This window comes from Mycobacterium sp. MFM001 (genome assembly GCF_003402475.1).
In the GTDB taxonomy this organism is placed as follows: domain Bacteria; phylum Actinomycetota; class Actinomycetes; order Mycobacteriales; family Mycobacteriaceae; genus Mycobacterium.
This window is the reverse complement of sequence record NZ_BFAB01000013.1, coordinates 65,339-91,008: the sequence shown is the minus strand read 5'-3', so window position 1 is coordinate 91,008 and position 25,670 is coordinate 65,339. Positions and strand designations below refer to the sequence as shown.

Sequence of the window (25,670 nt, the reverse complement as noted above, 5' to 3'; positions counted from 1 at the left end):
TTTTACCGACCGCGGGGTGATGTTGAGTCAGACGGAGAGTGTGCGTCCTGTTGAGCGGCTGGAGGGTGGGCGGCCGGCGGGGTCGCGGTTTCGTGGTGATATTGAGGGGCTGCGTGCGGTCGCGGTGTTGGCGGTGGTGCTCTTTCACGCCGATGTGCCCGGTGTCGGTGGCGGTTATGTCGGCGTGGACGTGTTCTTTGTCATCTCAGGCTTTTTGATCACCGGGCTGCTGTGGCGCGAGGCCAGTAGCACCGGCACCGTGCGATTGGGCCGCTTTTATGGGGCGCGGGCCCGCCGGCTGCTGCCGGCCTCGGCAGCTGTCGGGGTGGTGACCGCGATCGGCGCCGCAGTGCTGTTGCCCCCGTTGCAGGCCCGCACCGTCTTCGGTGACGGCATCGCCAGCGCGCTGTATGTGGTCAACTACCGCTTCATCTTGCAAGGCGTGGACTACCTGGCCCCCTACATGCCACCCTCACCGTTTCAGCACTACTGGTCACTAGGGGTTGAAGAACAGTTCTATCTGCTGTGGGCGCCGCTGATCTTGGGCACCGCCTGGCTGATCCGCCGGCTGCGCAAACGCAGCAGGGCCCAAGCCACCTCCTCGCGACGGCCCTACCTGGTGGTGCTGGCACTGATCGCCATCTTCTCGTTTGCCCTGTCGCTGGCCACCACCCACTGGCTGCCCTTCGTGGCGTTCTTTTCCCTGCCCACCCGGGCCTGGCAGCTGGCCCTGGGCGGGCTGATCGCATTGACCGTCGGCCAATGGCGCCGACTACCAGCCCTACCGGGCGCGATCACCGGATGGGCCGGACTGGCCCTAATCCTGTTGGGCTGCACCATCATCAACGCCAACACCCCCTACCCCGGCATCGCCGCCCTGCTACCGGTGATCGGCGCCGCACTGGTCATCGGCGCCGGTACCGCCACACCCACACACGGCTGCGCGCGCCTGCTCGACACCGCACCCATGCGCGCCATCGGCCGCATGTCCTACTCCTGGTACCTATGGCACTGGCCCATCCTGGTCCTGGCCCCACCGCTATTCGGCCACCCGCTAAGCCTGCCCGCCAAACTCGCCGGGGCCGCCCTCTCGGCCGTGCTGGCCCTCCTCACCTTGCACCTGCTGGAAAACCCGCTGCGCTTTGCCGCCCCCATCCGCCGCTCCGCCGCAGCCAGCCTCACCCTGGGCGCGGCGGCCACCGCCATCGCCGCCTGCCTAAGCGCCGCACTACTGATCGTGGTGCCACCGCCCGTCGGACACGGCGCACCCGCACCCACCCTGACCGTCACCACCGGCCCCCCACCCACCGGCCACAACCTCCAGCCATACGACACCGCAGTCCAACACGCCTTCGCCCAAGTCCAAGCCGCCGTCAGCGCCTCCGCCAACCTCAAAGCCATCCCCTCCAACCTCACCCCGCCGCTGGCCGGCCAAGATGACGAAGCCAAGGCTCTCCGGACATTGCTCGACGGCTGCCTTCGCAGTTTGATCGAAGTCGGGCACCCGGAGTGCGCGTCGGGCGATACCTCGTCCAAAACCACGGTGGCCGTGATGGGCGACTCGGATGCGGCGATGTGGACCCCGGCATTGCGGCAGGCCGCCGAGCAGCGGCACTGGCGGCTAGAGACTTTGGCCAAGGCAGGTTGCCCACCGATGGACTTGCCCATCACTAGCCCTTACCTTCACCGGGAATACACCGAGTGCATCCAGTGGCGCGGTGAAATCCTCAACCGCTTGCGCGACGAACACACCCAACTGGTCGTCGTGAGCATGAAACGTCACTACGGTACCGAATTCGGTTTCGCATCAAACGGTCCCGCGTGGGACGAAAGCCTGACACGCCTGGTGAAACAGCTTCGCGCGACCGGCGCCCAAGTGCTGGTGCTCGGACCGATTCCCGATCCGCAGTCGCGGATGGTGCCGTTCTGTTTGTCCGCCCACCTCGATGACGCAACGGCTTGCTCCCCCACCAGATCGACAGCGGTCAACGCAGCCCGCATCGCCGCTGAATCCGCTGCCACCAAAGCCGGCGGCGGACACTACCAAGACCTCACCGATCTGTTCTGCACCCCCGACCGCTGCCCCGTCATCGTCGGCAACACCCTGGTGTACATCGACGAATTTCACCTGTCGATCGAATACGCCCGGCAATTAGCGCCCGTAATGGCGACCCTGGCCGACCGCGCCCTCGCCCAGGCTTGACGCTGTAGGCGCGGTGCCGATCAGTCCTTAACGCGCACCCGAGCTCTCTCCTCTAAGAGATCGGCTGCGGCCGTGATGCTTTCGGCGGGTTTGGTCATCCGGGTGGCGAGCTCGCGAGCCCGGGTAGCGTAGTCCGGGGCAAGAATTCTGCGGAGGTCTGCGACCAACGACTTCTCGGTAGTGGTCGACAGGCGCCGAGCAGTGCCCACTTTCAGTCGCTTGACCGCAACTGCCCAGTACGGCTGATCGCCTGTGGTCCAAAGGATTAGCGCTGGCACTCCGGCGCGCAAGCCGATCGCCGTGGTGCCCGCGCCGCCGTGGTGCACGACAACGCGGCAGCCTGGGAAGGTACTCGCATAGTTCACGGCGCCAACGACTTTGACGTGTTCGGAATGTGGGACTTCGCTGAGATCACTACCGCCGGCGCATACCAATGCTCGCTCGCCCAACTGCCCGCAAGCCCCGCTGATCATCGCGAGCGCCTCGGCAGCAGACTCGAGCGGGATGCTGCCAAAAGCGAAGAATACCGGTGGAGTTCCCGCGGCAATCCACGAGGCGACCTCCTCGTCGGCATCGGTCGGCAAGTCCATCGACAGCGCGCCAACGAAAGGCCGCCGGCCATCCCACTTCGCCCATTCGGCTGCCAGCCCCGGAAAGCAAACCTCGTCGTACGCCTGGATTTCCAGTGTTCCGCGTTCGGTGATTCGCCGCGCCGCTGGGCCGGTTGCCTTCGGCAGACCCAGTTCGCGACGCTGAGCATCTTCGGTCTTCTTCGTCAAGCGCCAAAACAGCCACTCGTCGCCCGCCCTGATCGATCGGATCAGCGGAGCGGGCAAAATGGCCGGGTAGAGGCTGTGAGCGTTGACCCGCGCCGGGAAGTAATGCAGGGTGGCCAACGGAATGTCGTAGTACTCAGCGACATTCGCCGCGGGCTGCTCGAAACTCACACCGGTGAACAGCAGGTCGGCTCCATCGGCCAGCGAGAGCAACGTCGTCATCATTTCCGACCAGCATCGGCTACCGATCTCCCAGGCTTCACGCCACAACCTTTTCAGCTCCTGGATCCGCCAGAAGCTGCGGTAGAAACACGTCGAGAAGTTGCGCTGCGCTTCAAGAATGGCCTGCGGATCCAGGCCGTAAGCAACCGCCGGCAATCCAGCCGCTTCGGCGAAGCCGACCAGGTTAGGTGGGACAGCCATGCGCACATCGTGCCCGCGGTGCAGCAACTCACGACCGACAGCAACGCTAGGCTCGATATCACCGCGAGTGCCATAACTTGCCAGCACAAATTTCATCGCGTGATCCTGGCCTTTCACTTCCTGTGCGCCATCTGCGAAACGAAGCGGCAGCCTCGCGCCCGCGGCTCAGCCGTCCCGAAGCATAACCCCTGTACTGGCGTTTTCCTGCTGAAAGCGAGAAGTCCCTGGATGCCAATATTCCTCGCCCGACCGGGTCCGCATGTCGATCGATCTTTGCTGTGGACGCCTCAGTGCCCCGTTTCCATCGGGACGATCGGCCAGGCCCCAATTAGACTGGCCTGCTGAGGAATTAGCGAGCTCTGACTAAGCAGAGAATTGCCTGCTCAAGTGTAAAGTCGCCGAATTGCGTTGGGCGGTTGCCAACGCTCGGTAATGAAATGCGGTCTTCATCTTCCGAATCAGCCCTTCGATCCTGACGGAATGCAACAATCACTCTGTTTGAGGAACGGACCCCTGACACCAAGTGAGTGATGTTGAGTCAGACGGAGAGTGTGCGTCCTGTTGAGCGGCTGGAGGGTGGGCGGCCGGCGGGGTCGCGGTTTCGTGGTGATATTGAGGGGCTGCGCGCGGTCGCGGTGTTGGCGGTGGTGCTCTTTCACGCCGATGTGCCCGGTGTCGGTGGCGGTTACATCGGCGTGGACGTGTTCTTTGTCATCTCAGGCTTTTTGATCACCGGGTTGCTGTGGCGCGAGGCCAGTAGCACCGGCACCGTGCGATTAGGCCGCTTTTATGGGGCACGGGCCCGCCGCCTGCTGCCGGCCTCGGCCGCTGTCGGGGTGGTGACCGCGATCGGCGCCGCAGTGCTGTTGCCCCCGTTGCAGGCCCGCACCGTCTTCGGCGACGGCATCGCCAGCGCGCTGTACGTGGTCAACTACCGCTTCATCTTGCAAGGCGTGGACTACCTGGCCCCCTACATGCCACCCTCACCGTTTCAGCACTACTGGTCACTAGGGGTTGAAGAACAGTTCTATCTGCTGTGGGCGCCGCTGATCTTGGGCACCGCCTGGCTGATCCGCCGGCTGCGCAAACGCAGCAGGGCCCAAGCCACCTCCTCGCGACGGCCCTACCTGGTGGTGCTGGCACTGATCGCCATCTTCTCGTTTGCCCTGTCGCTGGCCACCACCCACTGGCTGCCCTTCGTGGCGTTCTTTTCCCTGCCCACCCGGGCCTGGCAACTGGCCCTGGGCGGGCTGATCGCATTGACCGTCGGCCAATGGCGCCGACTACCAGCCCTACCGGGCGCGATCACCGGATGGGCCGGACTGGCCCTAATCCTGTTGGGCTGCACCATCATCAACGCCAACACCCCCTACCCCGGCATCGCCGCCCTGCTGCCAGTGATCGGCGCCGCACTGGTCATCGGTGCCGGTACCGCCACACCCACACACGGCTGCGCGCGCCTGCTCGACACCGCACCCATGCGCGCCATCGGCCGCATGTCCTACTCCTGGTACCTATGGCACTGGCCCATCCTGGTCCTGGCCCCACCGCTGTTCGGCCACCCGCTAAGCCTGCCCGCCAAACTCGCCGGGGCCGCCCTATCGGCCGTACTGGCCCTCCTCACCTTGCACCTGCTGGAAAACCCGCTGCGCTTTGCCGCCCCCATTCGCCGCTCCGCCGCAGCCAGCCTCACCCTGGGCGCCGCGGCCACCGCCATCGCCGCCTGCCTTAGCGCCGCACTGCTCATCGTGGTGCCACCGCCCGTCGGACACGGCGCACCCGCACCCACCCTGACCGTCACCACCGGCCCCCCACCCACCGGCCACAACCTCCAGCCATACGACACCGCAGTCCAACACGCCTTCGCCCAAGTCCAAGCCGCCGTCAGCGCCTCCGCCAACCTCAAAGCCATCCCCTCCAACCTCGTCCCTCAACTTGCGGACGCGGCGGCCGAAAAGAAGGCGATGTTGGTCGAGGCCTGCATGCGCGGTCTGTTGGGATCCGGACAGCCGGAGTGCGCGTCGGGCGACACCTCGTCCAAAACCACCGTGGCCGTGATCGGCGACTCGAACGCCGCGATGTGGAGCCTGGCCTTCCAGCGGGTGGCCGAGCAGCGGCACTGGCGGCTAGAGACTTTGGCCAAGGCGAGTTGCCCACCGATCGACTTGCCCCTCTTCACCCCGCCTCTTCACCGGGTCTACACCGAGTGCGAGCAGTGGCGCGGTCGAATCCTCAGCCGGCTGCGCGACGAACACCCCCAACTGGTCGTGGTCAGCGTGACGCGACGATACGGCGATCGCTACGGGTTCCCGTCGGGTTTCACGTCATACGAACCGGCCTGGAACGACAGCCTGACCCGCCTGGTGCAACAGCTGCGCACCACCGGCGCGCAAGTCCTGGTTCTCGGCCCCCTGCCAGATCCGCATGGAGAGATGCCGACCTGCTTGTCGGGGCATCTCGACGACGCAACGGCCTGCGCACCGACCAGGTCCGCGGCGGTGGACGAATCCGGCATCGCCAAGGAGACCGCCGCCACCAAAGCCGGCGGCGGACACTACCAAGACCTCACCGATCTGTTCTGCACCCCCGACCGCTGCCCCGTCATCGTCGGCAACACCCTGGTCTTCGTCGACCAGAATCACCTGTCGGTTGAATACGCCCACCAGTTGGCGCCCGTAATGGCGACCCTGGCCGACCGCGCCCTCGCCCAGGCGTGACAGGCTCCCCGCTAAGCCGTAGCTGCGGTAACCTCATTCTCGTAGCGCCTTTGTTGCGCGGCGGAAGAGGAGAGCGGATGGCCGGCACGAACGACGACGTCGAAGTAACGCGCGGCGAGCGTTTCATCAAAACCGCGGTCGAAATCCTCGGCGAAACCGGGCGCACCGATTTCACCGTCCAGGAAGTGGTCGCGCGGTCCAAGACGTCACTGCGGGCGTTCTACCAACATTTCGCCAGCAAGGACGAGTTGCTGCTCGCCCTGTTCGACAAGACCATGGCGCAATCGGCGCAATCCTGGCGTGCCGAGACCACCGGGCTGGACAGCACCGCGGCGATGAAGCTGGTGATCGACCGGATCAGCGCACAACCGGAATCGAGCACGCAGGACAGCCTCAACCGGGCGCTGAGCCTCTACAACCAGCATCTGGCCGAAACCCGGCCCCGCGACTACGCCCGGGTGCTCTCGCCGCTGCACCAGTTGATCCGCGACATCGTGCAGCGCGGCATCACCGAAGGGGTTTTCCGGCCGGGTATCGACGCTGGCGCGGCGGCCGCGATCGTCATGCAGACCGTGTTGGGCGCACAGCGATTGCATTGGCTGGGAGCCGAATTGAGCGGTGCACCGATTGACGCCGCACAGCTTTACGACTTCTGCATCCGCGCGCTCGGCGCCGACGACGAGCGCGAGGTGACGGTGCCGACACTGGGTGAATTGTTCGACCAGATCGGGTTGCGCGACGGCGACGCCGATGACGGGTACGCGATGGAATTGCCGGTCAGCCCACAGGTGGTCAACACCTCCGGCGCGGTCCAGGGCGGCCTGCTGGCCACCCTCGCCGACGTCGCCGCCGGGCAGCTGGGGCTGACCTACCTGCCCGCCGGGGCGGGGCTGACAACCGCCGACCTGTTCATCCGCTACCTGCGGCCGATTACCGGCGGTTCGGCGCGGGCGGTGGCCCGGGTGCTGCGTGCCGGCCGGCGCGCCGTCGTCACCCAGGTGGACATCTTCGGCAACGGCGACGACGAGCTCGCCGCCACCGCCACGGTGAATTTCGCGGTCGTCAACCGCGGAGATGCGGACCAGCCATAAATACGACGCCGACTATTACGCTTTACGGATCAAGGTGGTAATGTCATTACCGCTTAACCTGGATCACCATAGCTAGGAGTCGTCATGCCCTCCCGCGAACTGTCCTTCCCAGTGTTCGACGCGGACAACCACATGTACGAAACCCAGGAGGCGCTGACCAAGTTCTTGCCCGACAACCGCAAGCACGTCATCGACTACGTGCAGGTACGCGGTCGCACCAAGATCGTGGTCCGCGGCCACATCAGCAACTACATCCCCAACCCCACCTTCGAGGTGGTGGCCCGGCCCGGCGCCCAGGAGGAGTACTTCCGGCACGGCGCGGGCGGCAAGAGCTACCGCGAGATCCTGGGCGAGCCGATGAAGGCGATCCCCGCTTTCCGCGAGCCCGGCCCGCGGCTCGAGGTCATGGACGAACTCGGCATCGACTACGCGCTGATGTTCCCGACGCTGGCCAGCCTGGTCGAAGAGCGCATGAAGGACGACCCGGAGATGACCCACGACGTCATCCACGCGCTCAACCAGTGGATGTATGAGACGTGGACGTTCAACTACGAGGGCCGAATCTTCGCGACCCCGGTGATCACCTTGCCGATCGTCGAGCGGGCCCTGGAGGAACTCGAGTGGTGTCTGGAGCGCGGTGCCCGCACGGTCCTGGTTCGGCCGGCGCCGGTGCCCGGCTACCGCGGTAGCCGCTCGTTCGGTCTGGAGGAATTCGACCCGTTCTGGCAGGCCTGCATCAAAGCCGAGATCCCCGTCTCGATGCACGCCTCGGACAGCGGTTACTCAGACTTTGCGAATGTGTGGGAGCCCGGCGACGAGTTCCTGCCGTTCAAGCCGACCGCCTTCCGCTCCCTGACGATGGGCCATCGGCCGATCATGGACGCGATGGGTGCGTTGGTCTGCCACGGCGCGCTGTCGCGCAACCCGGAGCTGCGGATCTTGTCGATCGAAAACGGCGCCGACTGGGTACCGGACCTCTTCAAGGGCCTCAAGGGCGTGTACAAGAAGATGCCGAACTCGTTCAGCGAGGACCCAATTGAGGCGTTCAAGCGCTGTGTCTACATCACTCCGTTCTGGGAGGACCGGTTCAGCGAGATCGTCAAGATGGTGGGCACCGACCGGGTGCTGTTCGGATCCGACTGGCCGCACCCCGAAGGTCTGAAGGACCCCATCTCCTTCGTCGACGAGCTCACCGACTTCCAGCAGGAGGACGTCGCGAAGATCATGGGCGGCAACCTGATGAAGTTGATGAAGGTCGCCAAGCCGGTTGCCGCCTAACCGCGCGAGCAGACGGTCAGCGTCGGACGTCTTTGAACGGCACGTCGCGGTCGGCGGCATACTCGCGGGGGAAATTCAGCACCCGCTCGCCAATCACGTTGCGCGCCATCTCCGTTGTGCCGCCGCCCATGCAGACCGTCTGCCGCGCCAGATACCGCAGCCCGGTCTCCAGGCCCTCCCCCGGCTCGCCGACCACCCCGGTCGATCCGGTGATCGCCAAACCGGTGTCCATATCCAACGTCACGGTGTCGGCGTGAAAGAGCCGGATCAGCGTGCCGGCCGCCGGCGGCAGCGTGCCGTCTTCGACACCCCGATAAACATGCCCGGACAGCTGCTCGCTGACCGCCCGGTGCACCAGCACCCGACCGGCCATCTCCCGCACCCGCTCGTTGCCGGCCTGCCCAGTCTTCTCGACCAGCGCTACATAGTCCACCGGCGTCGAGCGGCCGCCTTCACTGCCTGTGCCGCTGGCGAATTCGGAGCTCTGCCCCACCGCGCGGCGCTCATGGTAGAGCTGACGCGACGCTACCGCCCAGCCGTCGTTCACCTCGCCGACAACCGCGTCGTCGCCGACGTCCACGTTGTCGAGGAACTCTTCACAGAACTCCGTCGAGCCGTTGAGTTGGGTGATGCGCCGCAACGTGATTCCGGGATGGGCGATCGGCACCAAGAACATGGTCAGCCCGTCGTGCTTGGGCACATCCCAGTCGGTGCGCGCCAAGCACAACCCGTAGTCGGCGGCAAAAGCACTGGTACTCCACGTCTTTGCGCCATTGATCACCCAGCGATCGCCCTTACGGTCGGCACGGGTGAGCACACCGGCCAGGTCCGATCCCCCGCTCGGTTCACTCAACAGCTGCACCAGCACCTCGTCGCCGCGCAGCGCCGCCGCGATGTGTTGTTTCTTCTGCTCCTCGCTGCCGGTGTCGAGCAGCGTCGCGCAACAGATCGTGAACGTCGGCGTGTTGAGAATCAGCGGCATCTCATAGTTGACGCTCTCCTCGTCGAACGTCTTCTGGTACTCGTAATCCAAGCCCAGCCCGCCGTATTCGCGCGGAAAGCAGATGCCGGCGAAACCGCCGTCGTAGAGCCGCTTTTGCAGTTCCCGGGCCCGCTGCCAGCTGCGTTCGTCGTCGCGATGCGCGGCCGGCGGGGACGCCGGGTCGATGCGTGGCATGTTGTCGGCCAGCCAGGCCCGGGCGCGGGCTCTGAACTGGTCGACGGACTCGGTCATCAGGCCGACCTCGACGCTTCCTTCCACGCGTACACCGCCAGGTTGTGCTCTTCCGGCGTGCCGAACATGGAGCGATACAACGCAACTCGCCGCAGATACAGGTGCAGGTCGTGCTCCCACGTCACACCGATCCCGCCGTGCATCTGCACGCAGCCCTGCACGATCTGCGGCGACATCTCCCCCACGTACGACTTCGCGATGCTGGCCGACAACCCGGCTTCTGGTGAGCGAGCGGCGATGTCGGCGACCGCGGCGCCCGTCGTCGCCCGGCATGCCTCCAACCACATCTTCATATCGGCGAAGCGATGCTTGAGCGCCTGGTAGGACGCCAGCGGACGGCCGAAGGTATGCCGGTCCAGCGCCCACTGCACGGTGAAGTCGAACACCGTCTGCAAGATCCCGACCACTTCGGCGCACTGCAGCACCTGCGCCATCTGGCTTTGCCGCTCGATCAGTGCGGCGGTCTCGGCAGCGCTGCCGACCGCGGCCTCGACATGCACCCCGTCGAATTGCACTCGGGCGTACTGCTTGACCAAGTCGATCGACTGCTGCGGCTCGATGCTCACCCCGGGCGCGTCGGTCGGCACCAGGAACTGGCGCACACCGTCGTCGGCGCGCGCCACGACCAACAGCAGATCACTCTGTGCGCCGGCTTCCACGCGGTCTTTGACGCCGTCAATGCGGTAGCCGGAGTCTGTCGCGGTGGCGGTTACCGACGGCTGGTGAGGCGCCCAGCCCTGACCCGGCTCGTAGACGGCCCAGGACGCCACGGTCTCTGCGGAAATCAGCGATTCGATGATCGCGGCATGGGTTTCGGGCTCGGCGCTATCCACCAGCCCGGCCAGCACGACGCTGACCGGATAGAGCGGACCCGGAGCGACGGTCTTGCCGAGCAGCTCGGCGACCATGGCCAGGTCGGCGACGCCGCTCTCCGACACGCTGCCCCCACCCAGCTCCTCGGGAACCAGCAAGCCTGTCCAGCCGAGCTCGGCAGCGCGCCGCCACCAGTCCCGGTCGAACGCGATACCCGCGGCATGCAGCTCCCGCACCCGGCTCAGCGGCACCTCTTTTTGAAGAAATGCTTGGGTGGTGGAGGCAAAGAGTATCTTTTCGGGGGAGTCGACGGCAGTCATGGTCCTGGCTACGGCCTTCCTTCGCCGATCGGTCCCAGTCGGGGGTTCGCTGGTCCTCCGATGGTAGCAATGGCCAATACAGTAAGAGATACCGGAGTTCAGTCGATAATGACGTTGACAAGGTGGGTCGGCCGTGGCTAACGCCGAAGATCGAGCCGACGACGCCAAGGCGAAAGAGGACGCCCTCGCGCTGGCCGAGCAGGCCGAGGCCGAAGCCGCCGAAGCCGAAGCGCTGGCCGCCGCGGCCCGTGCCCGGGCGCGGGCAATCCGGCTGCGCCGCGAGGCCGAGGCCGAAGCCAAGGCCGAAGCACCAGCCGACGACACCGAGGCGACATCCGACGAGCCTGTCGATGAAACCCCCGAACCGGCCGAACCAGCCGAGTCCCCCACCGAGTCAGCGCCGCGCCGGCAGCGTGCGCGCATCGCAGCCAGAGCGCTGGCTGCCGCTGCGATCGTCGCGATCTGCGCCCTGCTCGGCGCCAGCGGATACATGATGTGGCACCACCACACCGCCGATCAGCAACGGCAGCGAGACGCAGCGTTCGTTGCGGCGGCCCGGCAGGGCGTCGTCAACATGATGTCGCTGGACTTCCACAAGGCCAAGGAAGACGTGCAGCGGGTAATCGACAGCTCCACCGGCGAATTCCGCGACGACTTCCAAAAGCGCGCCGCCGATTTCACCTCCGTAGTCGAGCAGTCCAAGGTCGTCACGGAGGGATCGGCGAAGACCACCGCGATCGAATCGGTGGGCAAGGATTCCGCCGTCGTGCTGGTGCTGGCGAACGAACGCGTCACCAATTCCGCTGGCGCCAAGGAAGAACCGCGGTCGTTCCGGTTGCGGGTCAGCGTGGCCCGCGACGGCGATCAAATCAAGATGTCGAAAGTCGAGTTCGTGCTGTGAACGTGGACGACAAGACGGAGGCAGAAAACACCGACGAGGCGCGCGATGTCGAGGCCACCGAAGGCGTGGAGATCGACAAAGCCACCGAGGTTGAGCAAGCACCGCAGAAGGCCACGCGCGGGAAGATCACGCTGCGGCTCAAGGTCGTTCCGGTCGTGTTGGTGCTGTTGCTGCTGGCCTCCGGCGGGCTGGCCGCCTGGCTGTATTTCAAGCAGTACCGGCCCGACGAGCAGACCAGCCACGCCGCCGCACAGGCGGCGGTCAACGCTGCAAAAGAGGGCACCGTCGCGTTGCTGTCCTACAAACCGGACACCCTCGCCCAGGATTTCGCGGCCGCCAAGTCGCACCTCACCGGCGACTTCCTGAACTACTACGACGAGTTCACTCAACAGATCGTGACCCCGGCCGCCAAGGAGAAAGCGGTGACCACCACCGCTCAGGTCGTGCAGGCGGCCGTGTCGGAAATGCACCCCGACTCGGCGGTGGTACTGGTCTTCGTCAACCAGAGCACCACCAGCAAGGACAGACCTGACCCTTCGATGGCGGCCAGCAGCGTACTCGTGTCGATGACCAAAGTCGACGGCAAGTGGCTGATCACGAAATTCGAACCAGTCTAATTAGCCGCCGCTGAATTCCCGGCCGCGGCAAGCACTTCGACCACGTCTCAACCCGCGGCACTACCGTCGTTGGGCTTCGTTGCTATTTATACTATGATAGCGATGTTCGGTCCCTCGGACCTCATCGGCTGCTCAGGAGGGATGCTGATGGCAATCAGCACCGTCACGCTCGACCTCACCGGCCAAACCAGCCCGTATCCCTTCTTCGAGTACAAGCGGCGCACCGAACCTGTTTGGCACGGTTCGCTCACCGACCAATCGCAGCTGCCAGACGAGCTCAAACCCGCCGACGAGTGGGTGCTCTTCGGCTACGACGACGTCTTTCACGCCTTCCGCGACGATCGGGTCTTCAGCTCGCACGGCTACGACCAGACCATCGGCCTGGTCATCGGGCACACCATTTTGGCGATGGGCGGCAAGGAGCATCACGACCACCGCAACCTGGTGGCCAAGGCATTTCGCGCCACCGCGCTGGAGCGCTGGGAACCGGCGGTGATCGGGCCGGTCTGCAATCAGCTGGTCGACGAGATCAAGCACGACGGCGCAGCCGATTTGGTCCAGGCCGTCACGTTCGAATTCCCCACCCGGGTGGCGGCGACGCTGCTGGGGCTGCCGCGCGAGGACCTGGACCTGTTCCGCCGGTTGTCGTTCGACCTGATCTCGATCCCGGTCGACATCGAGGCCGGGCTGAAAGCGTCGATCGACCTATACGACTACTTCCTCGACCAAGTCGAGCAGCGACGGCGCAAAATCACCGACGACATCATCGGCGACCTGGTCAGCGCCGAAATCGACGGCGAGAAACTGACCGACGAGGCCATCATCTCGTTCCTGCGGCTGTTGTTGCCGGCCGGCCTGGAAACCACCTACCGCTCGTCGGGCAACCTCCTGTACCTGCTGCTGACTCATCCCGAGCAATTGGCGGAGGTTTACCGGGACCGCAACCTGATCCCCGCCGCGATCGAAGAGGGACTGCGCTATGAAACCCCGCTGACCAACGTCCCGCGCACCACCACCGAAGACGTCGAAATCGGCGGGCAGACAATCCCTTCCGGCTCGCAAGTCGATTTGTGCATGGGATCGGCCAACCGCGACGAAAGCCGGTGGACCGATCCCAACATCTTCGACATCCACCGGCCCCGGCAGGCACACCTGGCGTTCGCCGGCGGTATCCACATGTGCCTCGGTATGCACCTGGCCCGGCTGGAAACCCGGATCATGTTGAACAGCTTGTTCGACCGGGTCACGAATCTGGAGCTGGCGCCCGACGACGACACCGGGATCGTCGGCCTCACCTTCCGCTCCCCCAACAAGTTGCCGGTCACCTTCACGCCGGCGTCATGAGGAGCCGCGCGGCAATCCTGCACGACGTCGGAGGCCCTTGGTCTGTCGAGGAATTCGAACTCGACCCGCCGCGCGCCGGTGAGGTTCTGGTCGAGATGGCCGCCGCGGGACTCTGCCACTCCGACGACCACATCCTCAAGGGCGACATGTCGGCGCCCAACGAGGTGCTGCGCTCGCTCGGATTGCCGACCATGTTCCCGACGATCGGCGGCCACGAAGGTTCCGGGATCGCCCGCGAAGTCGGCGACGGTGTCACCGAATTCGCGCCCGGCGATCATGTGGTGACCTCGTTCGTCGCCGTGTGCGGCCAATGCCGTTGGTGTGCAACGGGGATGGAATACCTGTGCGATGCCGGCATCGGCACGCTGACACCGGGGATGCCGACCGATGGCACTTTTCGCCACCACACCGCCGATGGCAAGCCATTGGGCCATATTTCCAAGATCGGCGCGTTCGCCGAACACACTGTGGTGGCGGCGGATTCACTGGTCAAGATCGAACCCGAGTTGCCGCTGCTGCCGGCCGCGCTGCTAGCGTGCGCCATTCCCACCGGATACGGGTCTGCGGTCAACCGCGGCGAGGTCCGTGGCGGCGACACCGTCGTCGTGATCGGCGCCGGCGGCATCGGCACCGGCGCGATCCAGGGCGCCCGCATCAACGGCGCCGCGCAGATCGTCGCCGTCGACCCGGTGGAATTCAAGCAGAAGTCGGCGCTGCGGTTCGGTGCGACGCACAGCGCGGCCACCGCCGCCGAGGCGCTGGATCTGGTGCGGGACTTGACCTATGGGGTGATGGCCGATGCCGTGGTGGTCGCGCCGTCGCTGATCACCCCCGACGACGTCCGCGACGCGCTGAAACTCACCCGCAAAGGCGGGACGTGTGTCCTCACCGGCATGACGTCGCAGCTGACCCACTCGGTCAGATTGAACCTGCAGGATTTCATCCTGATGAACAAGACGTTGGCCGGCACGGTGTTCGGGTCCTGCAACCCGAGGGCGGACGTCTTCCGGCTGGCTAGGCTTTACCAGACCGGCCAGCTGATGCTCGACGAGATGATCACGCGGCGCTACCGCCTCGACGACATCAACGACGCCTACGCCGATCTGCTCAACGGCGAGATCATCCGCGGAGTCATCGACTTCGGGATCAGCTGACCGCAGCCGGCTCCAGCCTGATCACGATCGCCTTGGATACCGGCGTATTCGATTTGGCCGCAACGTGATCCAGCGCCACCAGAGCATTGGTCTCGGGGTAGTAGGCGGCTGCATTGCCGACCGGGGTGGCGTACTCGACAACCATGAAGTCCTTGGCCCGCCGCTCCTGGACGTCACCGTCGCCGTCGGTGAACTCCGAGACCAGGTCGACGCGGTCGCCGGCTTGTAACCCGAACTTTGCGATGTCGGCCGGGTTGACGAACACCACCCGCCGGCCGCCCTTGACGCCGCGGTAGCGGTCGTCGAGGCCGTAGATGGTGGTGTTGTACTGGTCGTGGCTGCGCAGCGTTTGCAGCACCAGTCGTCCCTCCGGCACCGGCACCCACTGCAGCGGGTTGACGGCGAAGTTGGCTTTCCCTGTGCTGGTGGGAAATTCGCGCGAGTCGCGCGGCGGGTGGGGCAGCTGGAACCCGTCGGGTTGGCGAACCCTGGCGTTGTAGTCCTCGCAACCGGGCACGACGGCGGCGATCGCGTCGCGGATGGTGTCGTAGTCGCCTGCGAACCGTTCCCACGGCACCGGGTGCTGCGGACCCAGCAAGGTGCGGGCCAGCTGGCAGATGATCGCGACCTCGCTGCGCACCTGATCGCTGGGGGGATGCAGGCTGCCGCGCGACAGGTGCACCATCGACATCGAATCCTCTACGGATACTTGCTGTTTGACACCGCCCTGGATGTCGCGGTCGGTGCGGCCCAGCGACGGCAGGATCAACGCCGTCGCGCCGTGCACCACGTGGCTGCGGTTGAGTTTGGTCGACACCTGCACGGTCAGCGAGCATCGGCGCAGCGCGGCCTCGGTCACCGCGGTATCCGGTGTCGCCGAGGCGAAGTTGCCGCCCATGCCCATGAACACCTTGGCCCGCCCGTCGCGCATCGCGCGGATCGCGTCGACGGTGTCCAGGCCGTGCTTGCGCGGGCTGACGATGCCGAACTGGACGTCGAGTGCGGCGAGGAACGACTCGGGCATCTTCTCCCAGATGCCCATCGTGCGGTCGCCCTGTACGTTGGAGTGCCCACGCACCGGGCATAAACCGGCGCCGGGCTTGCCGATCATGCCGCGCATCAGCAGTACGTTGGCGATCTCGGAAATCATCGGCACCGCATGGCGATGCTGGGTCAGCCCCATCGCCCAGCACGCGACCGTCCGCTGCGACCGCGCCAGCATGGCCGCGACGCGCTCCAGCTGATCCCGCGAAATGCCGGTGGCTTCCTGCACGGTGTCGAGGTCGACGGCGCGGGCATGCGCCTCGTACTCGGCGAAATTCGAGCAGTGCGCGGCAATGAAGTCGCGGTCCACCACGCTGCCCGGTGCGCGGTCGTCGGCCTCCAGCAGCAGCCGGCCCAAACCCGCGAACAATGCCATGTCGCCGCCGAGACGGATCTGGACGAATTCATCTGCGATCGGCACCCCACGCCCGACCACGCCGTGTACCTTCTGCGGGTCCTTGAACCGGATCAGCCCGGCCTCGGGCAGCGGGTTGACGGCAATGATTTTGGCGCCGTTGGCTTTTGCCTTCTCCAGCACCGACAGCATCCGGGGATGGTTGGTGCCGGGATTCTGGCCGGCAATGATGATCAGGTCGGCAAGCGTGACGTCCTCGACGGTCACCGAGCCCTTGCCGACGCCGATCGCGTCGACCAGCGCCGCGCCCGAGGACTCGTGGCACATGTTGGAGCAGTCGGGCAGGTTATTGGTGCCGAAGCTGCGCACCATCAACTGGTAGAGGAACGCCGCCTCGTTGCTGGTGCGCCCCGACGTGTAGAACACCGCCTCGTCGGGGCTGTCCAGCCCGCGCAGTTCGTCGGCGATCAGCCGGTAGGCGTCGTCCCAGGCGATGGGCCGGTAGTGGGTGTCGCCGGGGCGTAGCACCATCGGCTCGGCCAGCCGGCCCTGCTGGCTCAGCCAGTGCTCCGGGCGCGCCTGTAGGTCCGCGATCGAATGCCGGGCGAAGAAGTCGGCGGTGACCACCCGCTTGGTGGCCTCTTCGGCGACCGCCTTGGCCCCGTTCTCGCAGAACTCGGCGAGCTTGCGCCCGCCGTGCTCCTCCGGCCAGGCACAGCCGGGGCAGTCGAATCCGTGCCGCTGATTCACCCGCGCGAGCGCCGCGGCGGTGCGCAGCGCGCCCATCGAGGCCAGCCCGCGCTGCAGCGACACCAGAACCGCCTTCACCCCGGCGGCCTCGCGTTTTGGTCCTGCCGCCACCACCGCGTGCTCGTCGTAGCGCACGTCGCGATCCTTCACGACGTCCATCTTGCCGGACGGCTATCGGAACGAGTAGCGCACCGGCAGGTGTTTGAGGCCGCCGACGAAGGTGGTGGCGACGAATTGCGGATCACCGGTGAGCTCTATGGATTTCAGTCGCGGCAGCAGCTCGCTGAAAAAGCTGTTGACCTCCATCCGGGCCAGTGCCGCGCCCAGACAGAAGTGCACGCCGTAGCCGAAGGACAGGTGCTTGTTCGGGTCGCGGCCGACGTCGAAGCCGAACGGGTCGTCAAAGATGTCCTCGTCGCGGTTGGCCGACACGTAGGAGAGCAGCACCGACTCGCCCGCGGCGATCGGCACCCCGTGCACGGTGGTGTCCTCTGCGGCGGTGCGCATGAACGCCTTGACCGGCGTGACCCAGCGGATCATCTCCTCGGTGGCCAGCGGCATCAGGCCGAGGTCGTCGCGCAGCCGGCGGTGCTGGTCCGGGTTCTCGATCAGCGCCAACAGGCCGCCGGAGATGGTGGCGCTGGTGGTGTCGTGCCCTGCCGCGGCGACGATGAGGTAGTAGGACATCGTGTCGATGTCCGACAACGGCTCACCGTTGATGCGGGCATTGGCGATCGCCGACGCCAAGTCCTCGGTCGGGTTTTCGCGCCGTGACGCGGTCACTGCGCTGAAATACTGGAACATGTCGAGCAGCACAGCCGTTTGGTCTTCCGTGGTGGTGCCGCGCTTGAATTCGGTGTCGTCGCTGCCGAACAGCTCCTGGGTGAGTCGCAGCATCCGCGGGAAATCCTCCTCCGGGATGCCCAGCAACGACATGATCACGTAGAGCGGCAGGTTGACCGCGACCTCCTGGACGAAATCGCACTCGGGCCCGGCGGCGGCCATCTTGTCGACGTAGATCTTGGCCAGTTCGTCGACTCGGGCCTTGAGCGCTCGCATTGCCTTGGGGCGGAACCAATCTGCGCCGATCGCCCGTACTTCCCGGTGCTGCGGGTCGTCCATGTGGATCAGGGTGCGCACCCCCAAGGCGACCTGCTGGTCGTCACCCTCGGCGGTGGTCAGTACCGGACGCGGCCAGTTGGTGAACAACATGTTCTCGCGCTCGATGTCCATGATGTCGACGTGTTTGGTGATCGCCCAGAACGGCCGGTAGTTCGGCACCTCGACCCGCGACACGGGCGCGTGGGCGCGCAAATGAGCCAGCGCTGCATGCAGTTTCGGCTCGTCGGTATAGGCCATCGGATCGGCCAGCAGTCTGGCGGCGTCGTCCATTGTCGGTGTACTCACTGTCGCAACTCCTTCAACACGGCAGTAACGGTGTCCTCGGAAAGTGTGGGCGGCAGGGACGGCATCACCCGGTCGATCACGCCGTCGCAGCGGCTGCGCAAGGCGGCTGCCAGCTTTTCGACGGGTGCAACGACGGCGAACGCGTCGAGCATCTCGTCGTCGATCAGCGAGCCCATCGCATCCCATTTGCCTTGCAGCGAAAGCTGATGCAGCTCGGTCGCGGCGTCGCCCCATCCGTGCAGCTCGAGGACCTTGCGGTAGGCGGGTGTCGACCCGTAGAAGGCGATCTGCTTGCGGATACGGGCGACGGCGTCGTCATCGGTCGCCACAAAAACCGGGCACGCCACTTCGACGTCGGCCCGGTCACGGCCGGCACGACGCAGGCCACGCTGCAGCGCTGGAATCGTCACCTCGTGCAGGTAGCGTGTGGTCGTAAAGGCATGGGCCAGTAGGCCGTCGGCGACTTCGCCGCACATCTCGGTCATCGCTTCGCCGACCGCAGCGATGAACACCTTCGGCGCCGGGTACGGCTGCGGCTCAGGGGTGAACATCGGCGTCATGAGCTTGTGGGTGTAGAACTCGCCATCGAAGGCCAGCGGGGTGCCGTCCGTCCAGGCCGACCAGATCGCGTGCAGCGCCAGCACGAATTCACGCATCCGTCGCACCGGGTGACTCCACGGCATGCTGAAGCGCTTTTCGATGTGCGGCTTGATCTGAGTGCCCAGCCCGAGGATGAACCGGCCCTGAGAATACGTCTGCAGATCCCAGCCGAGGTTGGCGACGGTCATCGGGTTGCGCGCGAATGCCACCGCGATGCTGGTGCCCAGTTCCAGTCGCGATGTGTGTTCGGCGGCCAGCAGCAGCGGCAGGAACGGGTCGTGGTTGATTTCGCCGGTCCAGCAGCCGTCGTAGTCCTGTTTTTCGAGCGTGCCCGCCAACTCCGGCACCCGAGCGAGGTCGCAGAAAAGCCCGCCGTCGACCTTCATCTCGCTGACGCTACAGTAAGCAATTCAGTATGGTCAACGGACGTTAGGATACGACCATGACGAAGCCGCCCGATTGGGAGGAGACGCTCGACGACCTCGATCGTCGGCGTACGTATGCGCGCGGCATGGGTGGGCCGGAGCGGCTCGCCAAGCACCGCGGCAAGGGCAAGCTCGACGCGCGGGCACGGTTGGAGCGGCTGCTGGACCCGGGCTCGTTTCGCGAATTGGGCACGCTGGTCGGCGGTGAGGCAGCCGCGGACGCGATCGTGGTGGGGTCCGGCTGCATCAACGGCTCCCCGGTCATGGTCGGCGCCGAGGACTTCACCACGCTGGCGGGCAGCATCGGGCCGGGCGGTAATTCCAAGCGGTACCGCATCGCGGAATTGGCGCTGCGCGACAAGATTCCGTTGGTAATGCTGCTGGAGGGCGCCGGCTTCCGACCGACCGGCGGGCATTACGGGCGCAGCCCGACCGACCTGCTCGCCCAGACGCAGTGCTCGGGGCGGGTCCCCACCGTCGCTGCCGTGCTGGGACCGTCGGCCGGGCACGGCGCGCTGGTGGCGCCGGTGTGCGACTTCCGGATCATGAGCAACCAGGGCGCGATCTTCACCGCCGGCCCACCCGTCGTGAAAGAGTCGACAGGCGAAGACATTTCGAAGGAAGACCTGGGCGGCCCGGATGTCGCGCTGCCCAGCGGGGTGATCCATAACGTTGCCGAGGACGACGAAGCGGTGCTCTCCGAGGTCCGCCGCTACCTGTCGTATTTCCCGCCCAGCGCGTGGTCGTACCCGCCGTCGCTGCCCGCCGACGACACCGCCGAGCCGCGGCCGACACCTGAGCTACTCGGCATCGTCTCGCGCGACAACCGCCGCGTCTACGACATGCGCGCGGTGCTCGACGTGGTGTTCGACCGGCCCGACTGGTTCGAGGTGCAGCCGCAGTTCGGGCGGGCGATCATCTGTGCTTTGGCTCATCTGGGTGGTCACCCGGTGGCGGTGGTGGCCAACCAGCCGCAGGTGCTGGCCGGCTCCATCGACGCCGACGCCGCCGACAAGGCAGCGCATTTCATCATGGTGGCCGACTCGTTCCACCTACCGATCGTGTTCCTGGCCGACAATCCCGGGATGCTGCCGGGAAGCCGGTCCGAGCGCGCCGGGGTGCTGCGCGCCGGCGCACGGATGTTCGCCGCGCAGACCGCGGCCACCACGATCAAGCTGCATCTGACGCTGCGCAAGGCGTACGGGTTCGGGTCGATGGTGATGTCGCTACTCGGATTCGACTCGCAGGCAGCAACATTCGCCTATCCCGGTGCGACGATGGGCGCAATGAGCGCCGCGGCGTTGAGCCGGGCGTCGCACGCTGGCGAAGACCTCTCCGTCCGGCTGCGCAACGCGGAGTTGCAGGCGTCGTACCGGTCGGCCGAACACATGGGTTTCGACGAGCTCATCGATCCCCGTGAAACCCGCGACGCGCTGCTGGCCGCGCTGCAGCGCGGCCTGCACAGTCGCCAGTCGGTGCCTGAGCCGGTCACGCGGACGGTGATCCTGCCCTGATCCTTCAGTACACGTAGTTCTCGCCGCTGGCCCGCACGGTGACGTCGCTGATGGTGATTCCCCAAGGCTGGTCGACGACGTGTACCACTGCGTTCGCCAGGTCGTCGGGGGTGATCAGCCAGTACTGCATTGATTCGCTGTCCATCTGCTCGGGCCGAAGGGTGCCGTTCTGCAAATTGCCGACGTTCTCGAGGAACTGGGCGGCCTTCTGTCCGACGATGCCGATCACCGCTGCTTCGTTGACGACCCAGCTGGCGAGATTGGTTCCCAGCACGCCGGTCGGCTTGACGTTGGTCACTTTGATCTTGCCCTGGGCTTCGACGCGCAATGACTCCGACAGCGCGTCGACAGCAGCCTTGGTCGCGCTGTAGACCCCGGAGCCTTCAGTTCCGGCGTTGCCGTAGATCGACGAGATGTTGACGACGTGACCTCGGCCCTGCTCGACCATCGTGTCGTAGACGGCCGAGATGCCGTTCACGACGCCCTTGATGTTGATGTCGATTGCCTTGTGCCACTTCTCCCATGCGCGTTCGTGGTCGGCGAAGAACGCCAGCGGCATCACGCCCGCGTTGTTCACGATCACGTCGATCGCGCCGTAGGTGTCGACGGCAGTGCGGGCCGCCGCTTTGAGCTGGGCCATGTCGGTGACATCGGCGACATGGGCGGTGCCCGCAAAGCCGGCGGCCCGGATATCGTCGAAAGCCTGGTTCAGGTTCTCGGCGTTGACATCCACACCGACGACCTTCGCGCCACCGGCGGCACACTTTTCCGAAATCAGCTTCCCGAAGCCGCTACCGGCTCCGGTGACGATAATGACTCTGTCCTTTATGTACGTCATGTACTTCGACATACCGCTCATGGTTGCACGGCGCGGTATGCGGCGACGATCGGTTCCAGCTCGTCGGGCGTTGCCCCGTGCATGATCACCGCGTCGGCACCGTAGTCGAATTCTGTGCGGATGCGGTCGACGCACTGAGTAGCCGATCCGGTGGCCGAGGGCTCCAGCCACTCGTCGGGAATCAACGTCGCGATGTGCTCGATCTGCTCGGGAGTGGCCTTGTGGTCGATGCCGCCGGCAATCGACGTCACCACGGGGTCTTCCCGGAAACGTTGCAGCACAGCGGGATCCCAGCCATTGGTCTGCACCATCAGATCGCCGTAGCCCTGCAGATAGGTGGCCAGTCGCGCGACCGTCTTCTTCAGCCGCAGCTGTTCGGGCAAGTGGTCACCCACGGTGGCGAAACACGACCACACCCGCACGCTGGATGGGTCGCGGCCGGCTTGTTCCGCGGCGTCTTTCACGGTTTTGACGCAGCGCTGCAACGTTTCCGGTGTGAAGTAGGTGTGCAGGATGACATCGTCGAAGACCCGGCCGCCCAGCGCAAGCGTCTTCGGCCCGAACGCCACCAGCGCCAGCCGGATGTCCTCGTCGAAGTCAGGGTCGAGAAACAGCACCTGGTACTTGCCCATCGGGCCGTCGTGGTTGAAGATCACCTCGCCGTGCCACAGCCGGCGCATGACCTGAGCCCAGTCCTCCATCTGCGCGGTCGTCACTGTCGGGATACCGAACGCGTTGTAGATGGCGCCGATCCCGCGGCCGATGCCCAGCGTGAACCTACCGCCGGACAGTCGGTGCATGGTAGTTGCCCACGACGCAATGATCAGCGGATGACGGGTGTTGTGATTGGTTGCGGCGGTGGCGATCTGCATCCGATTGGTGACCGCGCAGGCGGCGCCGACCAGAGACGACGCTTCTTTGACGTTCCAGCGTTCGGAGATGAATGCGGTGCCGAAGCCCAGCTCCTCGCCGCGGCGGGCCTCGTCCATCAACGTCGCGGGTCCTTCACCACCTGCACCGGCAAGCAGGTAGTAGCCCAGTTCGTCAAGCACCCGATCGCTCAATGCCCAACTCCTTCACCACTTCTCGCAGGAATCGCTCCGATACCGCCTGCACGCGGCGGGAGAAGATATGGCCGACGTGACTGCCGTCGTACCAATGGAACTGGCCGCGCCACCGCTCCTGCAAGGCCAGCGCCGGCTCGCGCATCGCCATCCGGTCGTGCCATGCCCCGACGATGAGCCGGCGCTGCGGCGGCGGCGCCGGCTCGACGGTCAGCGGGTCGATCGCCGACGTCAGCGCGGACACCACTTCAGACTGCAACAGCTCGCGGATGCCGTCGCGCGCCCCTCCCCTGCGGGCCAGATGCTGCGCAATCATCGCATTGAGACCCAGGATCGGCGTGTACAAAGCGACCGCGTCGACCCGTTTCTCGAAGTGCGAGACCAGGGCCGCCACCGCACTGCCCATCGAAACACCCGATAGCACAACAGCTGTCGCCTGCGGCTGAACCCATTGCACGATGGCCCGAACCTCGGACACCGCACGCATCATGCCGGCGACGTTGGTCAGCGGATCCATGTCCGGGTAGGGCGGCCACTGCCGGCGCCGGCTGCCGTGCCCGGGCTGCACCGGTACCGCAACGTTGAAGCCAAGCCGTCGCTGCAGCCGCCCGGCCCGCGACACCAACAGGTCGTCGGGTCGACCTTGGCCGGCGCCGTGAACCCACACCAGCCACGGCCGCGGCCCGTCGCGGTGCCGACACAGGTGCACCACCGCGGTCGCGGGACCACCCAGACCCGCCGCCTCAAGCGTGCTCGGCAGCGCGGGGTCGTGCTCATAGGTCACTTGCTCGTAGGCGAGCATCCCGAGGCGACGACGCCGGATCGACCGCACCCGCAGTGGTTGCGGGTCGGCGTGCGCACCGTCGGTGCCCAGTGCGGACAGCTGCTCGGCCGCCGCGCTGCAGGTGTCCAGCGGCCGCACCGCCAGATCGACCGGCATCAGCGAAAAACCCGCCAGCACAAGCTCGTCCATCACCACCTCGCCCAGCTGGCGCACCCCGCGGGGCGAGGCCGGCGACCAACCGTTCGACGCGGTGATACCCGACACCGCGCGCGGCAGCACCAGGGCCAGCTCGCGGGTGACGTCGAGTGCGCGGTTGGTCATCTATGCCTGCGCTCGATGTAGAACTGGGCCGCCCGCCGTATCGCCTCCGATGTCGGACGGGGTTGCCAGCCCAACTCGCGGACGGCCTTGCTGTGATCCAGCGGCGAGGTCAGCCGCATCAACCGCACGGTGGTGGCGTTCACCGGGAAATCGCGACGTAGCAGCTTGCCGCCCACGCTTGCTGCGTAACCGAATGCAGTAACCACCGACAACGGAACACCGACGCGCGGCGGCTCGGCCCCGACGGCGTTGGCGGCAGTTTCGAGGGTTTCGCGCATGGTCATGAAGCTTTCGGAGATGATGTAGCGCTCGCCGACGCGGCCGTGTTCTCCGGCCAACAGCAATGCCGCGGCGGCATCTTCGATGCCGACCACTTCCGCCGCCACGCCCTTGACATACAACGGCATCTTCCCCATCGCGGCGCGCGCCACGAGCGAGCCGTGCGGTGTCGGCTGCCAGTCTCGCGGGCCGTAGGTGTTGGAGACGCACATCGCCACTGCCGGCAGGCCGCGTTCTCGCGCATACTGCAAAACCAACTGCTCGGCCTGCAGGCGGGACTCGATATAGGGCCCGCCCTTGCCGTGCCAGTTGAACGGCGCGTCCTCGTCGGCCGGCGCGCCACGAGTGCCGACCGCGACGGTGCCGATGGTGCTCAGGAACATGAAGCGGTGCAGGTTCGCCGCGGCGGCGATGTCGAGGACGCGACGAAGCCCCCCTACATTCGTGGCGAACAGCGGCGTCGAATCACGCAGCCACGCACGGGCGTCGACCACGCAGTAGTACACGACGTCGCGGTCGGCGATCGCGCCGCGCACGGCTGGCTCGTCGAAGATGTCGCCGTAGTGACGCTCGACGTCCAGGTCGTCGATTCCCCGGGTCGAGCTGGTTCGCCGCAGCAGCACCCGCACGTCGTCGCCGCGCTCCACGAGCTGGCGGGTGACATGCGAACCCACGAAGCCGCTGGCACCCATGACGAGCGCTCGGGTGTGGTGTTCCATCGCTGCTCCCAGGGCCGACCGTCTGCCGAATTGATACTGTAACAATTACAGTATTGCTTTACCCAGCCCGCAGGACGGCGGACCCCACACGCTGGACCCGATCGCGGCGTTGAGCTTCGGCTCGTCGAACGTGGGGGATATGGACGAAAAGTGGTCGGGTTATGTGCATTTCCCCACGCTCGGCGTACCTAGTCAGGCGAATCCCCCGTCACCTTCAGGATGGTTCGGGTCAGATGCAGGGTCTTGATCCGCCACGCGCCGTCCTGTTTGACGTAGGTCTCGTGGTAGTGGCCAGCGCCGTGCAACTCGCGGCCGTCGGGAAAGATCAGCCAGTCCTCCATCGCCCAGACACCGGTGGCCGTGGTGGCCGAGGTGAGCGTGAGCTCCGGGGTGTGGCAGTGGTGCATGGTCGCCACGCCCTCGAGACCGCCCATCACCGTGGGAGCGAAGTTGTCGACGCCCTCGATCGGCGGGGCGGTCAGCGGGTCGGCGCCGCCGGTTGACACCGCCATGTCCAACGTGACCACAACATCGCTGGTGAACACGCCGCGCCACGAGTCGAGGTCCTTGGTGTCCAGGAAACGGCAGTAACGCGCCTTCAACTGCCGGATCGCTTCGAGTTCGTCGTCCACCGTGCCTCCTTTACCTGAAACCACTACTGTAATGTCCTTAGTATCAACGCACGGATGCGGGAGGCGA

At 65.9% G+C, this 25,670-nt stretch carries 20 protein-coding genes; 9 read left to right on the top strand and 11 right to left on the bottom strand.

All coding sequences use genetic code 11. The features are described 5' to 3' along the window. The first annotated feature begins 19 nt into the window (after positions 1–19). Entirely contained in the window at positions 20–2,203 is a 2,184-nt protein-coding gene (locus MFM001_RS20110; protein WP_116377044.1) for an acyltransferase family protein, read from the top strand. Positions 2,204–2,223: 20 nt separating this feature from the next. Here the strand turns inward: MFM001_RS20110 and MFM001_RS20105 are convergent, their stop codons facing one another. Continuing rightward, the gene (locus tag MFM001_RS20105) at positions 2,224–3,498 is read right to left on the bottom strand and encodes a glycosyltransferase (protein WP_116377043.1); all 1,275 of its coding nucleotides are present in this window, start codon (positions 3,496–3,498) and stop codon (positions 2,224–2,226) included. A 434-nt stretch (positions 3,499–3,932) separates the two neighbouring features. On the opposite strand from MFM001_RS20105, the gene MFM001_RS20100 reads away from it, so the two are divergent. The 3 genes from MFM001_RS20100 (at position 3,933) to MFM001_RS20090 (ending at position 8,488) form a co-directional block, all read left to right on the top strand. Then, on the top strand, positions 3,933–6,119 hold the full coding sequence (locus MFM001_RS20100) for an acyltransferase family protein (RefSeq protein ID WP_116377042.1): 2,187 nt from the start codon (positions 3,933–3,935) through the stop codon (positions 6,117–6,119). Between the two features lie 77 nt (positions 6,120–6,196). After that, positions 6,197–7,210: a hotdog fold thioesterase gene (locus tag MFM001_RS20095; protein WP_116377020.1), complete on the top strand. Its 1,014-nt coding sequence runs from the start codon at positions 6,197–6,199 to the stop codon at positions 7,208–7,210. 84 nt (positions 7,211–7,294) lie between these two features. Continuing rightward, positions 7,295–8,488, top strand: coding sequence for an amidohydrolase family protein (locus MFM001_RS20090; RefSeq protein WP_116377019.1), 1,194 nt, complete (start codon positions 7,295–7,297; stop codon positions 8,486–8,488). 16 nt (positions 8,489–8,504) lie between these two features. Here the strand turns inward: MFM001_RS20090 and MFM001_RS20085 are convergent, their stop codons facing one another. Both MFM001_RS20085 and MFM001_RS20080 read right to left on the bottom strand, forming a co-directional pair. Further along, the gene (locus MFM001_RS20085) at positions 8,505–9,725 is read right to left on the bottom strand and encodes an acyl-CoA dehydrogenase family protein (RefSeq protein ID WP_192887005.1); all 1,221 of its coding nucleotides are present in this window, start codon (positions 9,723–9,725) and stop codon (positions 8,505–8,507) included. After that, entirely contained in the window at positions 9,722–10,855 is a 1,134-nt protein-coding gene (locus tag MFM001_RS20080; protein WP_116377018.1) for an acyl-CoA dehydrogenase family protein, read from the bottom strand. Before MFM001_RS20080 ends, MFM001_RS20085 begins: the two co-directional genes overlap by 4 nt. Before the next feature lie 133 nt (positions 10,856–10,988). On the opposite strand from MFM001_RS20080, the gene MFM001_RS20075 reads away from it, so the two are divergent. The 4 genes from MFM001_RS20075 to MFM001_RS20060 all read left to right on the top strand — a co-directional run bounded on the left by MFM001_RS20075 (position 10,989) and on the right by MFM001_RS20060 (position 14,871). Continuing rightward, a complete protein-coding gene (locus MFM001_RS20075) occupies positions 10,989–11,756 on the top strand; it encodes a hypothetical protein (protein WP_116377017.1) in 768 nt (255 codons plus the stop codon). Beyond that, entirely contained in the window at positions 11,753–12,373 is a 621-nt protein-coding gene (locus MFM001_RS20070) for a hypothetical protein (RefSeq protein WP_116377016.1), read from the top strand. The genes MFM001_RS20075 and MFM001_RS20070 overlap by 4 nt, the downstream gene beginning before the upstream one ends. A gap of 141 nt (positions 12,374–12,514) precedes the next feature. Beyond that, a complete protein-coding gene (locus MFM001_RS20065) occupies positions 12,515–13,717 on the top strand; it encodes a cytochrome P450 (protein ID WP_116377015.1) in 1,203 nt (400 codons plus the stop codon). Further along, positions 13,714–14,871, top strand: a complete 1,158-nt coding sequence (locus MFM001_RS20060; RefSeq protein WP_116377014.1) for a Zn-dependent alcohol dehydrogenase — start codon at positions 13,714–13,716, stop codon at positions 14,869–14,871. The genes MFM001_RS20065 and MFM001_RS20060 overlap by 4 nt, the downstream gene beginning before the upstream one ends. Here the strand turns inward: MFM001_RS20060 and MFM001_RS20055 are convergent. Genes MFM001_RS20055 through MFM001_RS20045 form a run of 3 tightly spaced genes read right to left on the bottom strand, consistent with a single transcriptional unit; the run spans position 14,864 to position 19,413 of the window. Beyond that, positions 14,864–17,179: an FdhF/YdeP family oxidoreductase gene (locus MFM001_RS20055; protein ID WP_116377013.1), complete on the bottom strand. Its 2,316-nt coding sequence runs from the start codon at positions 17,177–17,179 to the stop codon at positions 14,864–14,866. The genes MFM001_RS20060 and MFM001_RS20055 overlap by 8 nt on opposite strands. 12 nt (positions 17,180–17,191) lie before the next feature. Beyond that, positions 17,192–18,412 carry a cytochrome P450 gene (locus MFM001_RS20050; protein ID WP_116377012.1) on the bottom strand — a complete coding sequence of 407 codons (1,221 nt, stop codon included), beginning with the start codon at positions 18,410–18,412 and terminating at the stop codon, positions 17,192–17,194. Between the two features lie 11 nt (positions 18,413–18,423). Next, the gene (locus MFM001_RS20045; protein ID WP_116377011.1) at positions 18,424–19,413 is read right to left on the bottom strand and encodes an LLM class F420-dependent oxidoreductase; all 990 of its coding nucleotides are present in this window, start codon (positions 19,411–19,413) and stop codon (positions 18,424–18,426) included. 56 nt (positions 19,414–19,469) lie between these two features. Between MFM001_RS20045 and MFM001_RS20040 the strand changes: the two genes are divergently transcribed. Next, positions 19,470–20,966, top strand: coding sequence for an acyl-CoA carboxylase subunit beta (locus MFM001_RS20040; RefSeq protein ID WP_116377010.1), 1,497 nt, complete (start codon positions 19,470–19,472; stop codon positions 20,964–20,966). 4 nt (positions 20,967–20,970) lie between these two features. Here MFM001_RS20040 and MFM001_RS20035 read toward each other — a convergent pair whose 3' ends face one another. From MFM001_RS20035 to MFM001_RS20015, 5 genes are all read right to left on the bottom strand, one after another. Beyond that, positions 20,971–21,804, bottom strand: coding sequence for an SDR family oxidoreductase (locus tag MFM001_RS20035; RefSeq protein WP_371685582.1), 834 nt, complete (start codon positions 21,802–21,804; stop codon positions 20,971–20,973). 17 nt (positions 21,805–21,821) lie between these two features. After that, a complete protein-coding gene (locus MFM001_RS20030; RefSeq protein WP_116377008.1) occupies positions 21,822–22,868 on the bottom strand; it encodes a TIGR03857 family LLM class F420-dependent oxidoreductase in 1,047 nt (348 codons plus the stop codon). Continuing rightward, complete coding sequence (locus MFM001_RS20025; protein WP_116377007.1) at positions 22,849–23,973, bottom strand: alpha/beta fold hydrolase; 1,125 nt, start codon at positions 23,971–23,973, stop codon at positions 22,849–22,851. Before MFM001_RS20025 ends, MFM001_RS20030 begins: the two co-directional genes overlap by 20 nt. Further along, positions 23,970–24,971 carry an NAD-dependent epimerase/dehydratase family protein gene (locus MFM001_RS20020; protein ID WP_238159300.1) on the bottom strand — a complete coding sequence of 334 codons (1,002 nt, stop codon included), beginning with the start codon at positions 24,969–24,971 and terminating at the stop codon, positions 23,970–23,972. Before MFM001_RS20020 ends, MFM001_RS20025 begins: the two co-directional genes overlap by 4 nt. A gap of 188 nt (positions 24,972–25,159) precedes the next feature. Then, on the bottom strand, positions 25,160–25,603 hold the full coding sequence (locus tag MFM001_RS20015) for a nuclear transport factor 2 family protein (RefSeq protein ID WP_238159299.1): 444 nt from the start codon (positions 25,601–25,603) through the stop codon (positions 25,160–25,162). Between the last annotated feature and the right edge of the window lie 67 nt (positions 25,604–25,670).

Excerpts from the sequence above, each read along its gene's own strand:
- MFM001_RS20110 (WP_116377044.1), top strand. The coding sequence starts at position 20 with ATGTTGAGTCAGACGGAGAGTGTGCGTCCTGTTGAGCGGCTGGAGGGT.
- MFM001_RS20105 (WP_116377043.1), bottom strand. The coding sequence starts at position 3,498 with ATGAAATTTGTGCTGGCAAGTTATGGCACTCGCGGTGATATCGAGCCT.
- MFM001_RS20100 (WP_116377042.1), top strand. The coding sequence starts at position 3,933 with ATGTTGAGTCAGACGGAGAGTGTGCGTCCTGTTGAGCGGCTGGAGGGT.
- MFM001_RS20095 (WP_116377020.1), top strand. The coding sequence starts at position 6,197 with ATGGCCGGCACGAACGACGACGTCGAAGTAACGCGCGGCGAGCGTTTC.
- MFM001_RS20090 (WP_116377019.1), top strand. The coding sequence starts at position 7,295 with ATGCCCTCCCGCGAACTGTCCTTCCCAGTGTTCGACGCGGACAACCAC.
- MFM001_RS20080 (WP_116377018.1), bottom strand. The coding sequence starts at position 10,855 with ATGACTGCCGTCGACTCCCCCGAAAAGATACTCTTTGCCTCCACCACC.
- MFM001_RS20065 (WP_116377015.1), top strand. The coding sequence starts at position 12,515 with ATGCTGATGGCAATCAGCACCGTCACGCTCGACCTCACCGGCCAAACC.
- MFM001_RS20060 (WP_116377014.1), top strand. The coding sequence starts at position 13,714 with ATGAGGAGCCGCGCGGCAATCCTGCACGACGTCGGAGGCCCTTGGTCT.
- MFM001_RS20055 (WP_116377013.1), bottom strand. The coding sequence starts at position 17,179 with ATGGACGTCGTGAAGGATCGCGACGTGCGCTACGACGAGCACGCGGTG.
- MFM001_RS20050 (WP_116377012.1), bottom strand. The coding sequence starts at position 18,412 with ATGGACGACGCCGCCAGACTGCTGGCCGATCCGATGGCCTATACCGAC.
- MFM001_RS20045 (WP_116377011.1), bottom strand. The coding sequence starts at position 19,413 with ATGAAGGTCGACGGCGGGCTTTTCTGCGACCTCGCTCGGGTGCCGGAG.
- MFM001_RS20040 (WP_116377010.1), top strand. The coding sequence starts at position 19,470 with ATGACGAAGCCGCCCGATTGGGAGGAGACGCTCGACGACCTCGATCGT.
- MFM001_RS20035 (WP_371685582.1), bottom strand. The coding sequence starts at position 21,804 with ATGACGTACATAAAGGACAGAGTCATTATCGTCACCGGAGCCGGTAGC.
- MFM001_RS20025 (WP_116377007.1), bottom strand. The coding sequence starts at position 23,973 with ATGACCAACCGCGCACTCGACGTCACCCGCGAGCTGGCCCTGGTGCTG.
- MFM001_RS20020 (WP_238159300.1), bottom strand. The coding sequence starts at position 24,971 with ATGGAACACCACACCCGAGCGCTCGTCATGGGTGCCAGCGGCTTCGTG.